This window comes from Alishewanella sp. HH-ZS (genome assembly GCF_001704375.1).
Lineage (GTDB): Bacteria > Pseudomonadota > Gammaproteobacteria > Enterobacterales > Alteromonadaceae > Alishewanella > Alishewanella aestuarii.
Genome location: NZ_LZEJ01000006.1, coordinates 1 through 17215, shown reverse-complemented (window position 1 = coordinate 17215; position 17215 = coordinate 1). Strand labels below are relative to the sequence as shown.

Annotated in this window: 20 protein-coding genes and 1 pseudogene; 9 read left to right on the top strand and 12 right to left on the bottom strand. The window is 48.4% G+C overall.

What is annotated here, in order from left to right; translation table 11 throughout:
- Positions 1-111 precede the first annotated feature (111 nt).
- Positions 112-1125, top strand: a complete 1014-nt coding sequence (locus A9165_RS03605) for a sensor domain-containing diguanylate cyclase (RefSeq protein WP_065954930.1) — start codon at positions 112-114, stop codon at positions 1123-1125.
- A 61-nt stretch (positions 1126-1186) separates the two neighbouring features.
- Here the strand turns inward: A9165_RS03605 and A9165_RS03600 are convergent, their stop codons facing one another.
- From A9165_RS03600 to A9165_RS03560, 9 genes are all read right to left on the bottom strand, one after another.
- Positions 1187-1435 carry a type II toxin-antitoxin system Phd/YefM family antitoxin gene (locus A9165_RS03600; RefSeq protein ID WP_065954929.1) on the bottom strand — a complete coding sequence of 83 codons (249 nt, stop codon included), beginning with the start codon at positions 1433-1435 and terminating at the stop codon, positions 1187-1189.
- 92 nt (positions 1436-1527) lie between these two features.
- Positions 1528-2313 carry a putative hydro-lyase gene (locus A9165_RS03595; protein WP_065954928.1) on the bottom strand — a complete coding sequence of 262 codons (786 nt, stop codon included), beginning with the start codon at positions 2311-2313 and terminating at the stop codon, positions 1528-1530.
- 108 nt (positions 2314-2421) lie between these two features.
- On the bottom strand, positions 2422-4506 hold the full coding sequence (gene recG, locus A9165_RS03590; RefSeq protein ID WP_065954927.1) for an ATP-dependent DNA helicase RecG: 2085 nt from the start codon (positions 4504-4506) through the stop codon (positions 2422-2424).
- Between the two features lie 23 nt (positions 4507-4529).
- On the bottom strand, positions 4530-4922 hold the full coding sequence (locus A9165_RS03585; protein WP_008984677.1) for a RidA family protein: 393 nt from the start codon (positions 4920-4922) through the stop codon (positions 4530-4532).
- A 6-nt stretch (positions 4923-4928) separates the two neighbouring features.
- Positions 4929-7046, bottom strand: coding sequence for a bifunctional GTP diphosphokinase/guanosine-3',5'-bis pyrophosphate 3'-pyrophosphohydrolase (spoT, locus tag A9165_RS03580; protein WP_065954990.1), 2118 nt, complete (start codon positions 7044-7046; stop codon positions 4929-4931).
- Between the two features lie 124 nt (positions 7047-7170).
- Positions 7171-7446: a DNA-directed RNA polymerase subunit omega gene (rpoZ, locus tag A9165_RS03575; RefSeq protein ID WP_008606791.1), complete on the bottom strand. Its 276-nt coding sequence runs from the start codon at positions 7444-7446 to the stop codon at positions 7171-7173.
- A gap of 58 nt (positions 7447-7504) precedes the next feature.
- Entirely contained in the window at positions 7505-8137 is a 633-nt protein-coding gene (gene gmk / locus A9165_RS03570) for a guanylate kinase (RefSeq protein ID WP_065954989.1), read from the bottom strand.
- An 89-nt stretch (positions 8138-8226) separates the two neighbouring features.
- Positions 8227-8712 (bottom strand): PaaI family thioesterase, encoded by a 486-nt coding sequence (locus tag A9165_RS03565; RefSeq protein WP_065954926.1) that lies wholly within the window; start codon positions 8710-8712, stop codon positions 8227-8229.
- 140 nt (positions 8713-8852) lie between these two features.
- Positions 8853-9143, bottom strand: coding sequence for a helix-turn-helix domain-containing protein (locus A9165_RS03560; protein WP_065954925.1), 291 nt, complete (start codon positions 9141-9143; stop codon positions 8853-8855).
- Between the two features lie 382 nt (positions 9144-9525).
- On the opposite strand from A9165_RS03560, the gene A9165_RS03555 reads away from it, so the two are divergent.
- Positions 9526-9852 carry a helix-turn-helix domain-containing protein gene (locus tag A9165_RS03555; protein ID WP_057786018.1) on the top strand — a complete coding sequence of 109 codons (327 nt, stop codon included), beginning with the start codon at positions 9526-9528 and terminating at the stop codon, positions 9850-9852.
- Positions 9845-9994: pseudogene (locus A9165_RS16560) on the top strand (type II toxin-antitoxin system HipA family toxin); the annotation flags it as partial. The gene A9165_RS03555 and the pseudogene A9165_RS16560, both read left to right, overlap by 8 nt.
- On the opposite strand, the gene A9165_RS03550 reads toward A9165_RS16560, so the two are convergent.
- Together A9165_RS03550 and A9165_RS03545 are read right to left on the bottom strand one after the other, a co-directional pair.
- Positions 9990-10484 carry a hypothetical protein gene (locus tag A9165_RS03550; RefSeq protein ID WP_255365631.1) on the bottom strand — a complete coding sequence of 165 codons (495 nt, stop codon included), beginning with the start codon at positions 10482-10484 and terminating at the stop codon, positions 9990-9992. The pseudogene A9165_RS16560 and the gene A9165_RS03550 overlap by 5 nt on opposite strands.
- 54 nt (positions 10485-10538) lie before the next feature.
- Positions 10539-10844 (bottom strand): hypothetical protein, encoded by a 306-nt coding sequence (locus tag A9165_RS03545; protein WP_065954924.1) that lies wholly within the window; start codon positions 10842-10844, stop codon positions 10539-10541.
- A 316-nt stretch (positions 10845-11160) separates the two neighbouring features.
- Between A9165_RS03545 and A9165_RS03540 the strand changes: the two genes are divergently transcribed.
- From A9165_RS03540 to A9165_RS03510, 6 genes are all read left to right on the top strand, one after another.
- A complete protein-coding gene (locus A9165_RS03540) occupies positions 11161-11487 on the top strand; it encodes a hypothetical protein (protein ID WP_065954923.1) in 327 nt (108 codons plus the stop codon).
- Positions 11488-12372: 885 nt separating this feature from the next.
- Complete coding sequence (gene abiEi, locus A9165_RS03530; RefSeq protein WP_065954921.1) at positions 12373-12900, top strand: type IV toxin-antitoxin system AbiEi family antitoxin; 528 nt, start codon at positions 12373-12375, stop codon at positions 12898-12900.
- Between the two features lie 13 nt (positions 12901-12913).
- Complete coding sequence (locus tag A9165_RS03525) at positions 12914-13804, top strand: nucleotidyl transferase AbiEii/AbiGii toxin family protein (protein WP_065954920.1); 891 nt, start codon at positions 12914-12916, stop codon at positions 13802-13804.
- A gap of 122 nt (positions 13805-13926) precedes the next feature.
- Positions 13927-15045, top strand: coding sequence for a Fic family protein (locus tag A9165_RS03520; protein ID WP_065954919.1), 1119 nt, complete (start codon positions 13927-13929; stop codon positions 15043-15045).
- 143 nt (positions 15046-15188) lie between these two features.
- On the top strand, positions 15189-16241 hold the full coding sequence (locus A9165_RS03515; protein WP_065954918.1) for an ImmA/IrrE family metallo-endopeptidase: 1053 nt from the start codon (positions 15189-15191) through the stop codon (positions 16239-16241).
- Positions 16242-16727 (top strand): PIN domain-containing protein, encoded by a 486-nt coding sequence (locus A9165_RS03510; protein WP_065954917.1) that lies wholly within the window; start codon positions 16242-16244, stop codon positions 16725-16727.
- A gap of 9 nt (positions 16728-16736) precedes the next feature.
- On the opposite strand, the gene A9165_RS16865 is transcribed toward A9165_RS03510, so the two are convergent.
- Positions 16737-17215, bottom strand: a 479-nt coding sequence (locus A9165_RS16865) for a hypothetical protein (RefSeq protein WP_176714591.1), incomplete at its 5' end; no start/stop codon positions are given.

Here is a 17215-nt window from a genome sequence, read left to right as displayed (position 1 = left end):
CATAGCGGAATAAAGTATTCCATGAACTTTGTCTTTGTTGAAAATATCTGAACAGTAAGTAACAAGTTGTGCTTTAATAGGCAGACGCTACAGCAGGAGCTTAGAGGCAGTATGAGCAATGCGCGGTTTGATAGCAGAATAAAAGATTTAAAGCAGGCGTTACTGCCGCTAATGCAACTGGTATGTAAAATTACCGGGCTGGAAACCGCTTTTGTCACCTATATCGACCCTATTTTGGCGCGCCAACAAGTGGCCGTAGTAGTGGGTGATGGTGAAATTGGCGTTGTCGAGGGCAGTGAAATCGACTGGCAAGACTCGATGTGCCGGCTGCTGTTTAATGACGAGCACTGGCAAGACAACGAGATTAAACAGCACTATCCGCTAAGCGCTGGGGCGGCCCTGGGCATGAATACCTTTTTTGCGGTGCCGGTGCAGCATCAGGAGAAAATCATTGGTACTGTGTGTGGTGCCAGTACTCGTGAGCAATACCTTAGTGCAGAGCAGCATGAACAACTGCAGCTGATTGCCGAAGCCGTATCCTGGACCTTGGCACAATGGCAGCGTTTATTTAAATTGCAGCAGCGGCTTCAGTTTACCCGCCAGCGTTTACAACTTGCCTATCAGGACCGTGATTCGTTAAAAGCCCTGGCCGAACGTGACCCCTTAACCGGCTTATTAAACCGGCGTGGTTTTGCGGATTTCTGGCAGCGCTGCACCGAAGTCGACACCGATCAAAAGCAGGTAGCGGTGATTGCGCTGGACTTCGATAATTTTAAACAACTGAATGATAACTTTGGGCATCAGGCGGGCGATGAAGCCTTGCAAGCCTTGGGCGCGATTTTACAGCAACATACCCGCGATTATGATTTTGCCGCGCGTTTAGGTGGTGATGAATTTTTACTGGTGTTGCCCGGCTGTCAGCGTCTGGAAGCGCAAGACGTGGCCAGCCGCATTCAGCAAAGTTATCAGGCCAGCCCTTTTGGTGACAAACACGGTATCAGCATTGGTATCGCTGTGACCGGGCAGGGCGCGAACGATGATTTGCTGTTACTGGCCGACAAGGCGCTGTATCAGGCTAAAAACAGCGGTCGCGGCCAAATCGCCTGCAGAACGCTGCGCGCCTGATTTATGGTGACCTAGCGGCTCTGACCCCGAACTTTGCCAGGCGCTTTTTTTAAAATCAAGTTTATAGGTCATCGATATTAACCGGGATGCTTTCTTCTGATTCCCGTTCTCTTGCAATTGCAAGCAGTTCGAGATCCTCGAGACGATCCATTATGTCTTCGTATGCTTTAGCGGGCACACAGTAAAACGCAGGCTCGTTTCGATTAAGAACCGCGACAGGTGCACCATATGCACTTGTCGCAACTTTCATCGGGTTGGCTTTTAATTCAGTAATGCTTGCTGCTACATCAGCTAAAATTCTAGAGGTCATTGATTAGGTCCTTAATGCAGTCTCTATTTAGGTCATTTTAGCGCTTAAGTAGTGGTGTCACAAGTTGCCGCGTTTCGACTTGGCGTGACTTGCTAGAGCACTGCCAGTTTACTGTTGCTTAAGTCGGTAACCAGCATATGCCCCGGTGCATGGCTAATACAAAAATCCAGTTTGGCATTAGCAATCGCTACCTGCGGTGTGACACCACAGGCCCAGAATACTGGCACTTCACCGGGTTTAATCGTTACCGCATCGCCATAATCAGGCTGATTGATATCCCGAATACCGATAGCCGCCGGATCGCCAAAATGCACCGGCGCGCCATGTACTTGCGGGAAGCGCGAGCAAATCTGAATGGCGCGGATGGCATCGGCTGGTTTCATTGGTCGCATACTGACCACCATACTGCCGCTAAACACCCCGGCACTCTGACAGGCCAGGTTAGTGCGATACATCGGTACATTGACCTGTTCGGTTATATTGCGAATTTCCAGGCCATCAGCCAGTAATGCTTCTTCAAATGAAAAAGAACAGCCGATTAAAAAGGTCACCAGATCATCGCGCCAGACGGTAGTCAGATCAGTCACTTCATCCACCAGTTCGCCATGGCGAAAAATGCGGTAACGCGGTAAGTCGGTGCGAATATCTAAATCTTGTGCCAGTGCCGGCAGCGCAACAGCACCGGGACGAGCCGCCATACCCAGCAGCGGGCAGGGCTTGGGGTTAAAGTGACAAAACTGCAGGAAGTCGGCTGCATAGGCGGCAGGGATAATCGCCATATTGGCCTGCACAAAACCCGGCGCCAGGCCCGAGGTATTGCTGGCAAACTCACCGCTGCGACACAGCTGGCGGATTTGATAGGGGGTAAGTTGTTGCATGGAGATCTCCTTGGCCGGACAAGGTTCGGGGTCAGATACCGAAGGTTACCGAAGGTTAGGCGTGGCCGTCAAGGTTCGGGGTCAAGGTTCGGGGTCAGATACCGAAGGTTAGGCGTGGCCGTAAATTTCTTTGTTGGCGAGCCAGCGTTTGATTAGTTGCAGGCTGGCCGGCCGGTGTTGTTGCCACATTATCGCTGCGAGTTGTCGTGCTTGTGGCAGTAACTCGCTGTCACGGGTTAAGTCAGCAATTTTAAACTGCATTAAACCGGTTTGCCGGGTGCCCAATAGCTCACCGGGACCGCGAATTTCCAAATCGCGCTGTGCAATCACAAAGCCGTCGTTACTCTCGCGTAGTACTGATAACCGTGCCTGGGCCGTGCGCGACAGCGGTGCATGATATAACAGCACACAATGCGATACGGCGCTACCCCGGCCAACCCGGCCGCGCAGCTGATGCAGCTGCGCCAGGCCCAGCCGCTCCGGGTTTTCGATAATCATCAGGCTGGCGTTGGGCACATCGACGCCCACTTCAATGACGGTAGTGGCGACCAATAAATCCAGTTCACCACTGCTAAAGCTTTGCATAATCTGTTGTTTTTCAGCGCTTTTTAAGCGGCCATGCACCAGGCCAATTTTTAGCTCTGGCAGCGCTTGCTGTAGCAAGGTCGCGGTATCCTCCGCGGCCTGGCATTGTAGCGCTTCTGACTCTTCAATTAAGGTGCAAACCCAGTACGCTTGGCGTTGTTGTTCGGTAACCACCTGCTTGACCCGCGCAATCACTTCATCGCGGCGGCTATCCGGAATGGCGACGGTGGTCACCGGCGTACGACCCGGCGGTAATTCATCAATCACCGAGGTATCCAGATCGGCATAGGCAGTCATTGCCAGGGTGCGAGGAATTGGCGTTGCCGTCATCACCAGCTGATGCGGATAATGGCCGGCAATGCCGCCTTTTTCCCGCAGTGCCAGGCGCTGATGTACGCCAAAGCGGTGCTGTTCATCGATAATCACCAGCGCCAGTTGTTTAAATTCAACCTGTTGCTGAAACAGCGCATGGGTACCCACCACCATTTGGGCGTTGCCATCGCCGATCGCAGCCAGACTCTGCTCACGCGCCTTGCCTTTACTTTTACCGCCCAACCAGGCTAACTGAATACCGAGCGGCGCAAACCAGCGCTGAAAATTGAGTGCATGCTGTTCGGCCAGAAGCTCGGTGGGTGCCATTAACGCTACCTGATAGCCATTACCGATAGCGGTTAACGCCGCCAGTGCCGCAACCAGCGTCTTACCGGAACCGACATCGCCCTGCACTAAGCGCAGCATTGGCAGAGGCTTGGCGAGATCGCCCTGAATTTCCGCGACCACCCGCTGTTGGGCGCCGGTAGGCTGAAACGGCAGCTGGCCTAAAAAGTCATTGAGTAGTTTTGCCGGTGCTGGCAATGCCACTGCCTGCTGTTGCTGGCCCTGACTACGCAGCTGATACATACTCAGCTGCTGCGCAATCAGCTCTTCTAAAATCAGCCGTTGCTGCGCCGGGTGCTTGCCTGCTTCTAACAGCGTAAGCTGCGCATCCGGCGGCGGGCGGTGAATATAATGCAGAGCCTCGGCCAGCGACCAGGGCTGGCGCATCAGCTCGGCCGGTAAATATTCAGTTGGTGCATATTGCTTCAGGTAAGTCAGGGCGGCATCGGTGAGATTACGCCAGGTGGCTTGTTTTAAGCCTTCGGTGGTCGGGTAAATTGGCGTCAGGGTTTCGGCGACTTGCAGCTCCAAGGCCTCATCCTGTAATACTTTGTATTCCGGATGCAGCATTTCCAAACCGCGCGGGCCGCGCTTGACCTCGCCAAAGCAACGTAAGCGGCTGCCTTTTACCACGGCATTTTTTTGCGCCGCCGAAAAATGAAAAAACCGCAGCGTAATGCTGCCGCTGCCATCCTTGACGGTAACCAGCCAGCTGCGTCTTTTACCAAAATGCACCTCGCTACTTTGTACTTCGCCCTGCACGGTGGCGTGCAACAGCGGCATTAAGTCGGCAATAGGGTACAGGCGGGTGCGATCTTCGTAACGCAGCGGCAGGTGAAATAAGATGTCCTGAATGCTAAAAATCGCCAGTTTCGCCAGGCGTTCAGCAACTTTGCTGCCGACGCCCTTAATGGCTGAAATGGCGATATTATCAAGACGGGTCTGGCTCAAAACCGGGCCTAAGTAGCTAAACGTTAGTAGGTTGACGGCACTTCCATCACGCCGTCGATTTCAATTTGCGCACCGCGGGGTAGGGCACTGACTTGTACCGCAGCCCGTGCCGGATATGGCTCCTGGTAGTACTGGCTCATAATCTGATTCACCGTGGCGAACTGGCTTAAGTCAGTTAAAAAGATATTTACCTTCACCATATTATTCAGAGTGCCGCCGGCCGCTTCACACACCGCGCTTAAGTTTTTAAACACCTGGTGGGTTTGTTCGGCAAAATCTTCTGACACCATTTGCATCGTAGCTGGCACTAATGGGATCTGGCCGGATAAATACACGGTAGTGCCAATTTTTACCGCCTGGCTGTAGGTACCAATGGCTGCTGGCGCGGCATCAGTACGGATAATCACTTTTGACATGAACGCTTATTTCCTTCTGTAAACTTTTTGCACATCGGGCATAACGCGGATTTTGCGCATCACATTGGCCAGATGTACCCGATCTTTCACCGAGAGGGTGATTTTTATCACATATTCGCCGGTATCGCGATCTTCTGTCGATAAATCCTGAATATTCGAGTCCTGAGTGGCGATCATCGTGGTCAGTTTTGCCAGCACGCCTTGTTTATTCAGAATAAACACCCGGATATCACACAGGAACTGTTTCTCCGTCGTATTATCCCAACGTACCGGGAAGAACCTTGCCGGTTCACGTTCCCAGCCTTTGATATTACGACACTCAGCGCGGTGCACGTTAAGACCTTTGCCCGGTGTGGCATTGGCGACGATAGGATCGCCGGGTATCGGCCGGCAACACTTGGCAAAGGTGACCAACATACCTTCGGAGCCGACGATAAAGGTATTGCCTTTGGGGATAGCCGGCGCCTTACTTTGCGGCTCATCGCTATCAAACTCACCCAATAAGCGGCGGGCAATGGCAATGGGTAACTGATTACCGAGGCCGATTTCGCTATACAGTGCATCCAGCGTCGGTTGTTGTAAGTTGGTCAGGACCTGTTCAATCCGCTCCAGGCTAATCTCTTCCAGTTTCACTGTACCCAAAGCGGACGTCAGTAAGCGTTTACCCAGGCTAACAGCTTCGTTTTGCTGTTGTTTTTTAAGGTAATTGCGGATACCTAAAATAGCGCGGCTGGTGACCACATAGTTTAACCAGTTGGCATTCGGCTTACCGCCGGGGCTGGTAATAATCTCCACCGTTTGCCCGGTTTCCAGTGGTTTGCTTAGCGAGTAGGGCCGGCGATCGACCTTAGCGCCAACACATTTATTACCGATATCGGTATGTACCGCATAAGCAAAATCGACTGCGGTGGCGCCAATGGGCAGCTCGACAATGCGGCCTTTTGGCGTGAAGACATAAAGTTCGTCCGGATACAGCTCGGATTTCACATTTTCGACAAATTCCTGGCTGTTACCGGCGCTTTGCTGTAATTCCAGCAAGCTTTGCATCCAGCGCTGGGCGCGGATTTGGGCGGTAGACTCACGCACTTCGCCGTTAACCTTGTACATCCAGTGCGCGGCGATGCCTTTGTCGGCCATTTCGTCCATTTCGCGGGTGCGCATCTGAATTTCAACCGGAATACCGTGCGGGCCAATCAGTGAGGTATGCAGCGACTGATAGCCGTTTTGCTTTGGAATAGCGATATAGTCTTTAAAGCGGCTTTCAATCGGCTTAAACAGGTTATGCATCACGCCCAGGGTGCGGTAGCAGTTATCAATACTGTCGACCACGACCCGAAACGCATAGATGTCCATCACATCATTGAACATCAGCTCTTTGTTTTTCATTTTGCGGTAGATGCTGTACAGATGTTTTTCGCGGCCACTGACCTCAGCCGGAATACCCGTTTGTTGAATGCGGTTGCGGATATCCTGCTGCACTTTTTCCAGCAGCTCACGGCGGTTACCGCGCGCCTGTTTAACCGCTGAGCTAAGAGCACGGTAACGCATAGGATACAGCGCCTGAAAACCCCAGTCTTCCAGCTCATTTTTGATATTATGAATACCCAGGCGGTTGGCGATCGGCGCGTACAGTTCTAAGGTTTCTTTGGCAATACGGCGACGTTTTTCTGGTTTTAACGCCCCTAGGGTGCGCATATTGTGGGTGCGATCGGCCAGTTTAATCAGAATAACCCGGATATCCTGGGTCATCGCCATAAACATTTTTTGCAGGTTGGTAGTTTCAAACTCTTTGATATCTTTAAATTTTACTTTATCGAGTTTGCTAACACCCTGTACCAGCTCGGCTACGGTGGCACCGAATAAGCGGGTAAGATCTTCTTTGGTAACCGGGGTGTCTTCAATCACATCATGTAGCAGGGCGGCCATCAGTGTTTCGTGGTCGAGTTTCATCTCGGCCAGAATACTGGTGACCGCTACCGGGTGGGTAATGTAGGGCTCACCGCTAGAGCGAAACTGCGGTGCATGTGCATCTCTGGCAACCACATAGGCCTGTTGTACCAGATTAACCTGCTCCGGGGGCAGATACGCACTTATCTGATTTTTCAGACCTTCAAACAGATACACGGGATCTCCAAACGAACACAGCATAGTTGAAAGATAATATGCTGTTTAAGCTTAGAATATACGTGTAAATTTGGCGAATGCCAACGGCAGAAAGGCCGTTGGCAGCAATTTGGCAGGCTTTTTTTTACTGATCTGAGCCGATAATGGCAGCAACGGCAGCCATTTCAGAGGCTTCTTGCTGTAACTGATCGCGGCGCTCCTGTTGGTCCAGGATGCTCTGAGTAATAAAGCCTTTTTCAATTTCGCGCAGTGCAACCACAGTTGGTTTGTCGTTTTCACGGTCAACCATGGGTTCTTTGCCTTCCACTGACAGCTGACGAGCACGGCGTGCTGCAACCAGAATTAAGTCAAAACGGTTACCAATTTTATCTACAGCATCTTCAACGGTTACGCGAGCCATTCAGCACTCCGGGATAATTCAGTGTTAATACAGGTATTACAAGACCGCATAGTGTACGCTATTTTGCTGCTTTCGCCAACAGTTGTTCCAGCAAAGCCTGCTGCCGGTGAGCCTGGCTACTAAAGCGGTTACGCTGCGCCAGTACGATGCGCTCCAGCTCATTGTAAGCTTGCTCTAACTGGTCATTAATAATCAGATAGTCATATTCGAAGGCATGTGACATTTCACTTTGCGCCTGCGCCATACGTTTGGCGATGACTTCGGCGCTATCGGTAGCGCGATGGGTCAGCCGCTGCAGCAACGCGTCGAGACTGGGCGGCAAAATAAAGATGCCAATAGTGCCGGCCACCTTGGCGCGGATTTGCTGTGCACCCTGCCAGTCGATATCCAGAAACACATCGATACCCTGACTGAGTAATTCGCGAATAGCCTGTGCTGAGGTGCCATAGTAGTTACCGAATACCTCGGCACTTTCTAAAAATTCGCCGTTGGCGATACGCTGCTGAAAATCGGGAATAGTGGTGAAGTGATAATGCACGCCATCCTGCTCGCCTGCTCGTGGCGCACGGGTGGTATGCGACACACTTAAGCGCATATCGCTGTAACGCTTTAGCAGCGCTTGGATCAGCGTCGATTTGCCGGCGCCACTGGGCGCCGAAATAATAAACAGGTTGCCGCTTAATTGCTGCATGCTGTGATCGATCACGGGGAATACCTTAGCTAAATAGGAATAGGCTAAGTTTACTGTGGCCAGCTTGCCGGTGCAAACTGGCGCGTCAGTTAAGATTTTTTCGCTTTGGCTTTAATTGACAAGGTAAGGGTAAAACTCGCCATCACGTCGTCACCATTTTTTTCCGGGCAAGTTACCATTACCGACACCGGGCGATTGATCCGCTCGCCGGTCGCGATAGACTCATCCAGCATCTGGTCAATCACATCGCCATCATGGCTAATAAAATGCACCCGACCTTCCGGACGTTTTAAAAATTTACCTTCCACATCTTTAAAAGCAAAGTTAGCATTTACACCCCGCGCCTTGGCTTTGGTAAATACTAAAAATGCCCCGGCTAAGTCAGCACCAATGGCTAAGGCACCAAAATAGATACTGCCCAGATGGTTTTTGGTGCGCCATTTATGCGGCATCGTCACTTCAACGGTTTTGTCATCCATACGGATAATTTTGGGCGAGCAAAAGCCAATCAGTGGTATATAGCGCCAGGCAAACAGCTTTAAAAACCAATTCGCTTTACGTAACGATACCGCCATAACCACTCCAGTTTTCCGAAAATGCTGCTAGTAAAGCGCTAGCTTAGCACTGGTCAGACCAAGAGGCCAGTGTTGGTTTTAGAGTTGTCTGCGCTACTGTTTTTTACAGATAGCCCTTTATAGCTGAGGCTAAGCTGATATCAAACCCACTTTCTTTCAGCTGATGAGGAATTCGCTGCTGTCGTCAACTCTTTCGATGTTAGCTTAATTCCCAAGCCGTTTAACACAGAGAAAACTGCGGCTAAAGTGCAATTGGCGTTGCCGTTTTCAATACGTGATAAGGTGTTAATGCCAATGCCGCACAGCGCCGCACAGTCGGCCAATTTAATGCCAAGCTCTGTGCGCTTCGCTTTAATCAGTCGCCCTAATATTTCGGCATTTTCGATAAATACTGAGTTAGGCATGTTTGACGCCGTGACTTTCTTTGCCATAACGGGAGTCGCTTTTTAATATATTAATCACCACATCCGGTGATTATAGTTGGGCTTTGGGAGATTTCAATTATTATCACCGATAACGGTGAATATATTGAGGCAGAAACAGGTTTTCTTGATAAATAGCCGATATTGGTGATTAATTGTAGGGCTGACTTAGATATATAAAAAGTATTGTTTCGATTATTTGCCTCTACATTCCACAGTCAATGACCAACAATGGGGTGCCGGGTTTACTTGCTGTGCGCCGTGTTATCTACATTTGTATATCAATGTCGATTTATGATATGTAATAACTAATCATTCTTGTGTTCTCTTGGTTAGGTTGATATGTTTATACATATAATTATTTCTCAGTGATATATTAAGGCGTATCGAAATGAGCTATGTAACAGAGCAGATACTACAAAGCCTTCGAGAAGCGCGAATAAGTAAGGGTTTTAGCCAAAGAGAGTTGAGCGCGCGGTCGGGTGTGCCGCAAAGTCATATTTCGAAGATCGAGTCTGGTGGCGTTGATTTAAGAATGTCCAGTTTGATAGCGATTGCCCGCGTACTCGATTTAGAGTTATTTGTCGCACCTAAAAAATCTGTTCCTGCCATTAAGTCGATCATTCGAAGTAGCAAAGGTACTGATAATAACGGTCTTGGTGATGAAACTGAGCCAATGTCGCCCGCATATCAGTTAGATGGAGATGACGATGACTAATAATGTCTCTACGCTCAACGTTTTGCTTTATGGTGAACCCATTGCAACGATCACTAACGTGGGCAATGACAGAACACTTTTCGCTTTTACAGATTCGTACATTAATCACAAATCGCGGCCTGTGTTGGGGCTGGGGTTTAAAGCGACACATAACCCATATCAATCTTTTTACCATCGCGTGCGGCCTGTACTAATGCCCGCAAAATATCCGGGTTTACCTGGCGCAGTGGGGGCGTGAGCATTTCGGTATGGGCAAAGCCTAAATCGAGCTGGCTAAAGGTGTGGGCAAAATCTTTGGTGCTGGCTAGCGCATGCAGGTATTCATCGGCCAGGCCGCTGGTGACTTTGGGGGTAAAATTGGCAGCCGGTTTATAGCCTTTAAGCTTGCCGTCATACACCAGGTTACCCGGCGCAATATCGCGCAAATAGGCATTAATATCTTTCGATGCCTGCTGGCGTGCGATACCAAAACTATTACATAAATGATTCGTGGTTAAACGGCCTTCCCATAGCGCGACAATTTCAATTAGCCGGTAACGCATTAATAGCTCCCAGCGCAGTGGCCAGCCGCTGGCGTCTAGGCTGCTACGGCTATCTGTTAAAAGTGGGGGCTGTGGTTGAGGGTTTTGCATCTAAACTCCTGTAAAATGTGTCTGATTAGCATACACACCTGCAATCAATACGTTTTAGGCGTTATCCGTTGCTGCATTTAAGGTGGCAACCGGCCAGGGTAAATTAAACTGCTTTAAAATAGCTTGTTCTGCCGCTAACCACTTACTGAAGTTATCAATCTTTAAGCCGTACGGAATAGCCAGCACATAATACTCATAAGCCAGATAAACCAAATCGGCATAGCGCCAAATACGCCCAGCATACACCACTTTATCGTGCTTAGCGTTGACTAAGTGCTCTATAGCATTGAGAGTTTTACACAACTCTTGTAAGCGGGTTAGCCGGGGTAAATCCTCAGCGCGAATGTGCTGGTTGTTCATGATTAGCTCGCGTTTTGTTGGGTGTTGCCCCAACTCTAAGCCAGTGCGCGAACGTCTTAAAGGGGTTGGCGCAAAGGCCAAAAAACATCTGCCTGAAAATCATACACTGAGTACCTGCACAGTATGGCGTGAAAAAAGAAACAGCCTAAGATGGTGACTTATGGATGACATGTCACTAACCATGACAGTGTATGGACAAGCTAGCTGGACGCTATTGGCAAGGATGCTTTTTTAAGGAAGCTATTAGCAAGGATGCTATTTGCTTGGATGCGCAGGGACAAACCGGCAAGGATGCCAATTACCAAAGGAGACTGAAATGAGCATGTTACAGCAAGACCTATTCTTAATAACCTTAGAAGCGCAATTTCGCGATCTGTTTCAGGCCAGTAAAGCAGGCAAAGATAACAGCGAGCAACGTTTACGGGCGCAGGGCTTTATTCATGCTGGTGAGCTATTACAGCTATGCAGCCGCCAACAAGTGCAACAGCTGATGGAAAAGGTGCACCTGGAAGTATTCGGGATCAGCATTGCCGAGCGCAAACCCTCAGCCCAAGCGCGCCGCCAGCAGGCTTTGCAGTTGGGCGATTATGCTTATTTTGAAGAGCCGGCGTTTAATCGGTTGTATCAAGTCTCTGATGAATAATAAAACTGCAAATCAGTCTATTGACGACCTGGCTGGATTAACACTGTTTAAACGCTTTGAAGGTGGAGCAGTGTACACCCAAGAGAACGATGGTAAATACGGCGTAGTCATTGGTGAAAGTAACATTGCCAGTTTGCTGCCACCTGAAGAGCTGGATGGCAGATGATAATTAGATAAGTAGTTCTACATCACCATCACACGGTTTTATGGCATGTGATGGTGATGTCCCAAAATGCATTTTTTTAGTTTTAAATGATATTTCTTAAATGTTCAGCCAATTTCGCCAGCGGCTCCAGTGGATAAAGGTTAATACCGGTAGATATCATTCAATATTCTGGATCTATTTGTAGAGTGTGAATTTATTTTTGTTTTAAATCAGTGGTTTGAGTTTTATTTTGTTGGTATTTTTGTAGTTTTACCCGCCACTTTACCCACCGTTTTTCTGTTGCTTGCGCTGAGCGCTATTGCTAAAAATTTGGTTCAAGCTTTAGTAAGAAATGCCTCTGTAAACGCCTCTGTAAATGCCCCTGTAAATATTGCTGGTTTAAAAACGCTTAAGCCGATTAAATTATTGCTGCAACACAATCCGTACTTAACGCGCCAGCAATTAGCCGATTTGATAGGTAAAGTGCCGTGCTAAATTCAGTAGATCCGCCGCTTCTTGAGTAGTTAGCTCCGTGTGGATTGGCAGCAACTGTTGTTCGTCGTCTATCTTTGGCGGTCATCCTAATTGTCGCCCGACTGTTGCTCAAGCTTGTATGAGTTATATTAACTATTAGGTTGGCAATTTCTTACCTGAATGGTGTGTTCTTGTGCACCATTAGATTGACGATTTTCCGTTTTCATCTACACTTTATTACGTATTTGGTTATTTGGTGTGTACCTATGCAAAAATCTGATAAATTATTGCTCGTTTTTGCTAACGCGGTAAAGGCTGGCGGCGGTATTCATAGCGCTGCAGAGCTGGCTTTTATGTTAGGTGAGCCATACACACCTGCTTTTACGAAATTTCTGGCCGACCGGGTAAAAAAAGGTCAGCTTAGGAGAGTAGCTAAAGGGTTATACGAAAGTGTGCTAACGCCGCCAGAGCCTGAAACAGCCATTTATAAAATCATCAAAAAATTGCGCAGCGATGAACTGAGTTATATCAGCCTGGAAAGTCAGCTAAGCCATACTGGTGAGATTTCGCAAGTGATGATGGACAGGGTTACCGTGGTGACAAAAGGTAGAAGCGGCACCTTTGCCACCCCTTACGGCGTGATTGAGTTCACCCACACCAAAAGGCCTGTCGAACAGCTTGGTGCTAATCTGTATTTTGACCCTGACATTAAAATGTATCGCGCCAATACCCAACAAGCGCTGACCGACCTGAAATACTGTCAGCGCAATCTGCATATGCTGGAGCATGAATAGAGAGAGGATCAGGATGTTAAAACAACAGCTTCGTCAAATTGTACAAGCGAATCCAGACTATGCCGCTATTACCCCTGTTATTGAGAAAGAGATCCTGCACCACGACATTATGGCGGTCTTGATCAAGCAAGGTGCGATGCAAAGTCTGACCTTTATTGGCGGGACTTCTTTGCGTATGTGTTACAACAGTGCACGCCTATCAGAGGATCTCGATTTTAACGGTGGCCATAATTTCAAGCCGGCTGATTTCGATGGTCTTGAAGCCGACATTCAAAACTATATTCAGAACAAATATGAAACTGAGGTATGGGTAAACAAACCTGCAGCAGACAATCAGGGAGATACGGTTTCCTGGAAAATCAGTATCGTAAAAGAAGCGAACCGTCCGGACTTGCCCCGGCAAAAAATGCATATTGATGTTTGCGCCATTCCGTCATTCGACATTGAAAAAAGGCCCTTGTTAAACCATTACAATATCGTGGTACCCACCGAAGGGATTTTGGTGCCGGTGCAGTCATTGCAAGAAACGTTGGCAGATAAATTTATTGCCGTCGCTTATCGGGCTAGAAGAATTAAACCGCGAGATATCTGGGATATCGTCTGGATCAAACAACGAGGCGTAGCGCTATCAAAAGAGCTGGTTGAAAAAAAATTAGCGGCAAGACATAAACATAAAGACGACTTTAGAACCGCGCTCGAGCAGCAGATCAAAAAGTTACAGCAAGATGATGAAGTACGTGCTGATTTTAATATGGAGATGAGCCGTTTTATCCCAAGTCAGATCAAGGAGCGTACGGTGGATAACCCGGAATATTGGGCTTATGTGCAGGCCGAAGTCAGTGCGATGGCATCGGAGTTACTCAGTAATGGTTCGCCCAAAACCAGGTTTGATATGGGGATGTGAAGCCTGTCGAACGAAACTTAGAATTTCTGAGTGCGTCTGATGAGGTGATTAATCTTGCTATTCGCCTCACCATGTGAGTAGATTGTGCAACGTATTCACCTCAATCAGTAGGAGCCTTGTCTATGTGGATCTGGCAAAAACCCGATTGGCCTGGCCGTCAGCAAAATGCATCGCCAGCCTTTCGTTATGATCATGCGACACTGATGCCTAAGTTACGTGAACTGCACTTTTTGCAAGGCGTGCTGCTGGGCAAAATGGGCGTGCAGAATAACCAGCAGGCTGCACTGGATACCATGCTTGCCAATATCCTTACCTCTAGCGCCATTGAGGGAGAGCGACTTAACCATAGCGTGGTGCGTTCATCATTAGCCCGAAAGCTGGGTATTGCTGAACTGCAAAGCGTTGCAACAACAGCGCAATCGGATGGCCTTGCTGCGATGGTGACCGATGCTATCGGTAATTGGCAACAGCCATTAACGCAGGAGCGATTATTACAGTGGCACTCCTGGCTATTTCCGACCGACAGCTCACTAATGCAGAGAGTGCAGGGCGGGCAGCTTCGCGGTAACGAGCCGATGCAGGTGGTCTCCGGTCGGATAGATCGCCCTAAAGTGCATTTCGAAGCGCCACCACGCGACGTATTGGAAAGCGAGCTTAATTGCTTTATCGACTGGTTTAACCGCTCGCGGGATGATGCCAAGTTAGACCCGCTGCTTCGCGCAGGCATTGCGCATTTCTGGTTTATCACACTCCATCCACTGGAAGATGGCAGTGGCCGCTTGGCCAGGCTGCTGACTGATCTGGCGCTGGCGCAGGCCGAACATCAGTCGATCCGCTTTTATGCCATGTCGGTTGCTATCCTGGAAAGGCGAAGCAGCTATTACGACATTCTTGAGCAAAGCCAAAAAGGCGATACTGATATCACTGCTTGGTTGGTTTGGTTTCTCGACACGCTAGCCGCTAGCCTAAAGCAGGCGCTGGCTGATATCGAACAAACGCTGCTAAAAACCCGCTTCTGGCAACGGGTAGACCAAACCCAACTGAGCAAAGAGCAAGTAAAAGTACTAAACCGGTTACTGGATGGCGATTTCAGCGATGGCATCAGTAATAGCCAGTACGGCAAAGTGGCCAAGGTCAGTCCGGCAACTGCAAGCCGGCATTTGGCTCAGTTGGTTGAAATGGGGTGCTTGGAGAAAACCGCGGCTGGGGGGAGAAGTACTAGATATGTGATCTCGCATTAGCGGGCGTTTATAGCCTTATAAAGCAAAGTGTCTAAACAATCCCAAGATCGCCATCCTTTTTACCCTGTGATGCCAATCGACAGAATCACCCAGTCGGTTTATAATTACCCACAAATATTTATATTTATAAACCGGAGGTCAGTGTGATTGGAGAGCGCATAAAACGAGCCCGTACTGCTGCTGGCCTGTCTATGCAGGCCTTGGGTGATATTGTTGGTATAAGTGCCAACATGGTTAAAAAATACGAGCATAACCAGAGTATGCCGTCCTCGGGTGTTTTACTCAAATTGGCGGCTGCATTGTCGGTTCGTTCTGAATACTTTTTTCGCCCAGCACAAGTGACGTTAGGTGAGGTGGAGTATCGCAAGAAAGCGTCAGCTCCAGCTAAGCTACTGAAAAAAATAGAATCTGATGTGATCGACCAAGCTGAACGCTGGCTGGCGCTCAAAAATGCGTGGCCTAACTTCCCAATTTCAGACTTTGACTATCATCCTGATATTCCAGTGGTGAGTTCATTAGCTGCGGTAGAGCAGGTTGCTGCTAAGGTACGTAGTGACTGGCAACTGGGGATGAATCCTCTACCTGATTTAATTGATTTGCTTGAGTCTAAAGGTATTTTGGTGATTGTCAGCAACGTGCCTCAAGCAGATAAATTTGATGGATTACAAGCCAAGATTTCTGGGCAGCCTATCATTGTGGTATCTGCACACTGGCCAGGGTGTCGTCAGCGATTCACGCTGGCACACGAACTTGGTCATCTGATTTTACATGGCCTGCTAGATGATTCTGTTAACGAGGAAATGGCATGCAATCGTTTTGCGTCAGCATTTTTATTGCCAGACATTGGGCTTTATCAACACTTAGGTGAGCAGCGCTCGAATATTGAGGCTAAAGAACTTTACTTTTTGAAGCATGAATACGGTTTAAGCATGGCGGCCTGTTTGTATCGTAGCGCCGATCTTGGTGTTATAACTCAAGAGAAAAAGCGCCAAATTTTTATCCAGTTTTCTCAAAATGGCTGGCGTAAGCAAGAGCCAGGGAAGCCTTACCCGCAAGAGCAAACACTGCTGTTTGAGCAACTAGTCTATCGCGCCTTAGCTGAGGGGATCCTTAGCGAGTCGAAAGCCGCTGAATTGTTACAAATATCGGTTATGGCACTGCATAAGCAACGCCGAATGTTAGCTGAGGCTGTATAGATGTACTTGTTGATCAGTGATGCCAATATTCTCATTGATCTCGAGGAAGGCCAGTTACTGGAGATCTTTTTCAATTTACCCTACCAATTCAAAGTTCCAGATGTGTTATTTCATGAGGAGCTGAGTGAGCAACACGGATTTCTAATTGATTTAGGCTTGTCTCTGGGGGAGCTAAGCCCTGAGTCTATGATGTATTCCTTTGAATTGAGGCAGAAATATACGGGCCCCAGCATGAACGATTGCTTTGCACTTGCGTTAGCCAGGCAAGAGCAGTGCCCACTTCTTACCGGTGATAGAGCACTTAAGAGTGCCGCCGAAAAAGAAGCGATATTGGTTCAAGGGACGCTATGGGTTATCGAGCAGCTTGTCACGCATGGCATGCTTACAGTTGTTGAGGCGCAAGCTGCTTACGATAAAATGGCAAAAGCCGGGCGTCGCCTGCCATGGGCTCTTGCTAAACAGCGGCTAATGCAACTAATACCTTAACCTTTACTTTTATTTGCTAATTTTGTCAAACTCAGCCGCTATTAGCCTCTTTAGTGCGAGCTTGGTGCTACAATTTTTCTTACGTGCAATCTCGTTCAACTGATTCAAAGAGTCTGCATTAAGCCAGAGGTTCGCTCCTTTCTCATTATCTGGTTTCTGTTTTGATCGACTATTATGAAAACTGCTGTAAGCCTTATTTAACATTAGAGTTTTTTCAGCATGACTAACTTGCCAGATGTAGAGAATAGCAAATGCACATGCAAAATATTCACTGTATGTTGTAGGAACAAGAAACCAGTGAGGCACTTTTGCTTTATCGATTAGATAATTCCAAAACCATTGGCCATGCTCATGGTTATCATGCATTAGGTGGCTAAATATTTTGTGTTTAAATTCATTTTGGGTGTTCCAGTTGCGTTTCAAGCATTCGATTAGTTCTATTTTGAAAGCATTGGTCTGATTCCACTGAGGTATCCCCAGAAATTTTG

What these genes read in the sequence shown, in the direction of transcription:
- gmk (WP_065954989.1), bottom strand. Translation starts at nt 8,137, where the DNA reads ATGCAGCAATTAAGCGGCAACCTGTTTATTATTTCGGCGCCCAGTGGC.
- A9165_RS03555 (WP_057786018.1), top strand. Translation starts at nt 9,526, where the DNA reads ATGAGCTATGTAACAGAGCAGATACTACAAAGCCTTCGAGAAGCGCGA.
- A9165_RS03540 (WP_065954923.1), top strand. Translation starts at nt 11,161, where the DNA reads ATGAGCATGTTACAGCAAGACCTATTCTTAATAACCTTAGAAGCGCAA.
- A9165_RS03510 (WP_065954917.1), top strand. Translation starts at nt 16,242, where the DNA reads ATGTACTTGTTGATCAGTGATGCCAATATTCTCATTGATCTCGAGGAA.
- A9165_RS03550 (WP_255365631.1), bottom strand. Translation starts at nt 10,484, where the DNA reads ATGCAAAACCCTCAACCACAGCCCCCACTTTTAACAGATAGCCGTAGC.
- A9165_RS03560 (WP_065954925.1), bottom strand. Translation starts at nt 9,143, where the DNA reads ATGGCAAAGAAAGTCACGGCGTCAAACATGCCTAACTCAGTATTTATC.
- A9165_RS03605 (WP_065954930.1), top strand. Translation starts at nt 112, where the DNA reads ATGAGCAATGCGCGGTTTGATAGCAGAATAAAAGATTTAAAGCAGGCG.
- A9165_RS03585 (WP_008984677.1), bottom strand. Translation starts at nt 4,922, where the DNA reads ATGTCAAAAGTGATTATCCGTACTGATGCCGCGCCAGCAGCCATTGGT.
- abiEi (WP_065954921.1), top strand. Translation starts at nt 12,373, where the DNA reads ATGCAAAAATCTGATAAATTATTGCTCGTTTTTGCTAACGCGGTAAAG.
- A9165_RS03565 (WP_065954926.1), bottom strand. Translation starts at nt 8,712, where the DNA reads ATGGCGGTATCGTTACGTAAAGCGAATTGGTTTTTAAAGCTGTTTGCC.
- A9165_RS03525 (WP_065954920.1), top strand. Translation starts at nt 12,914, where the DNA reads ATGTTAAAACAACAGCTTCGTCAAATTGTACAAGCGAATCCAGACTAT.
- A9165_RS03520 (WP_065954919.1), top strand. Translation starts at nt 13,927, where the DNA reads ATGTGGATCTGGCAAAAACCCGATTGGCCTGGCCGTCAGCAAAATGCA.
- A9165_RS03545 (WP_065954924.1), bottom strand. Translation starts at nt 10,844, where the DNA reads ATGAACAACCAGCACATTCGCGCTGAGGATTTACCCCGGCTAACCCGC.
- A9165_RS03595 (WP_065954928.1), bottom strand. Translation starts at nt 2,313, where the DNA reads ATGCAACAACTTACCCCCTATCAAATCCGCCAGCTGTGTCGCAGCGGT.
- rpoZ (WP_008606791.1), bottom strand. Translation starts at nt 7,446, where the DNA reads ATGGCTCGCGTAACCGTTGAAGATGCTGTAGATAAAATTGGTAACCGT.
- A9165_RS03600 (WP_065954929.1), bottom strand. Translation starts at nt 1,435, where the DNA reads ATGACCTCTAGAATTTTAGCTGATGTAGCAGCAAGCATTACTGAATTA.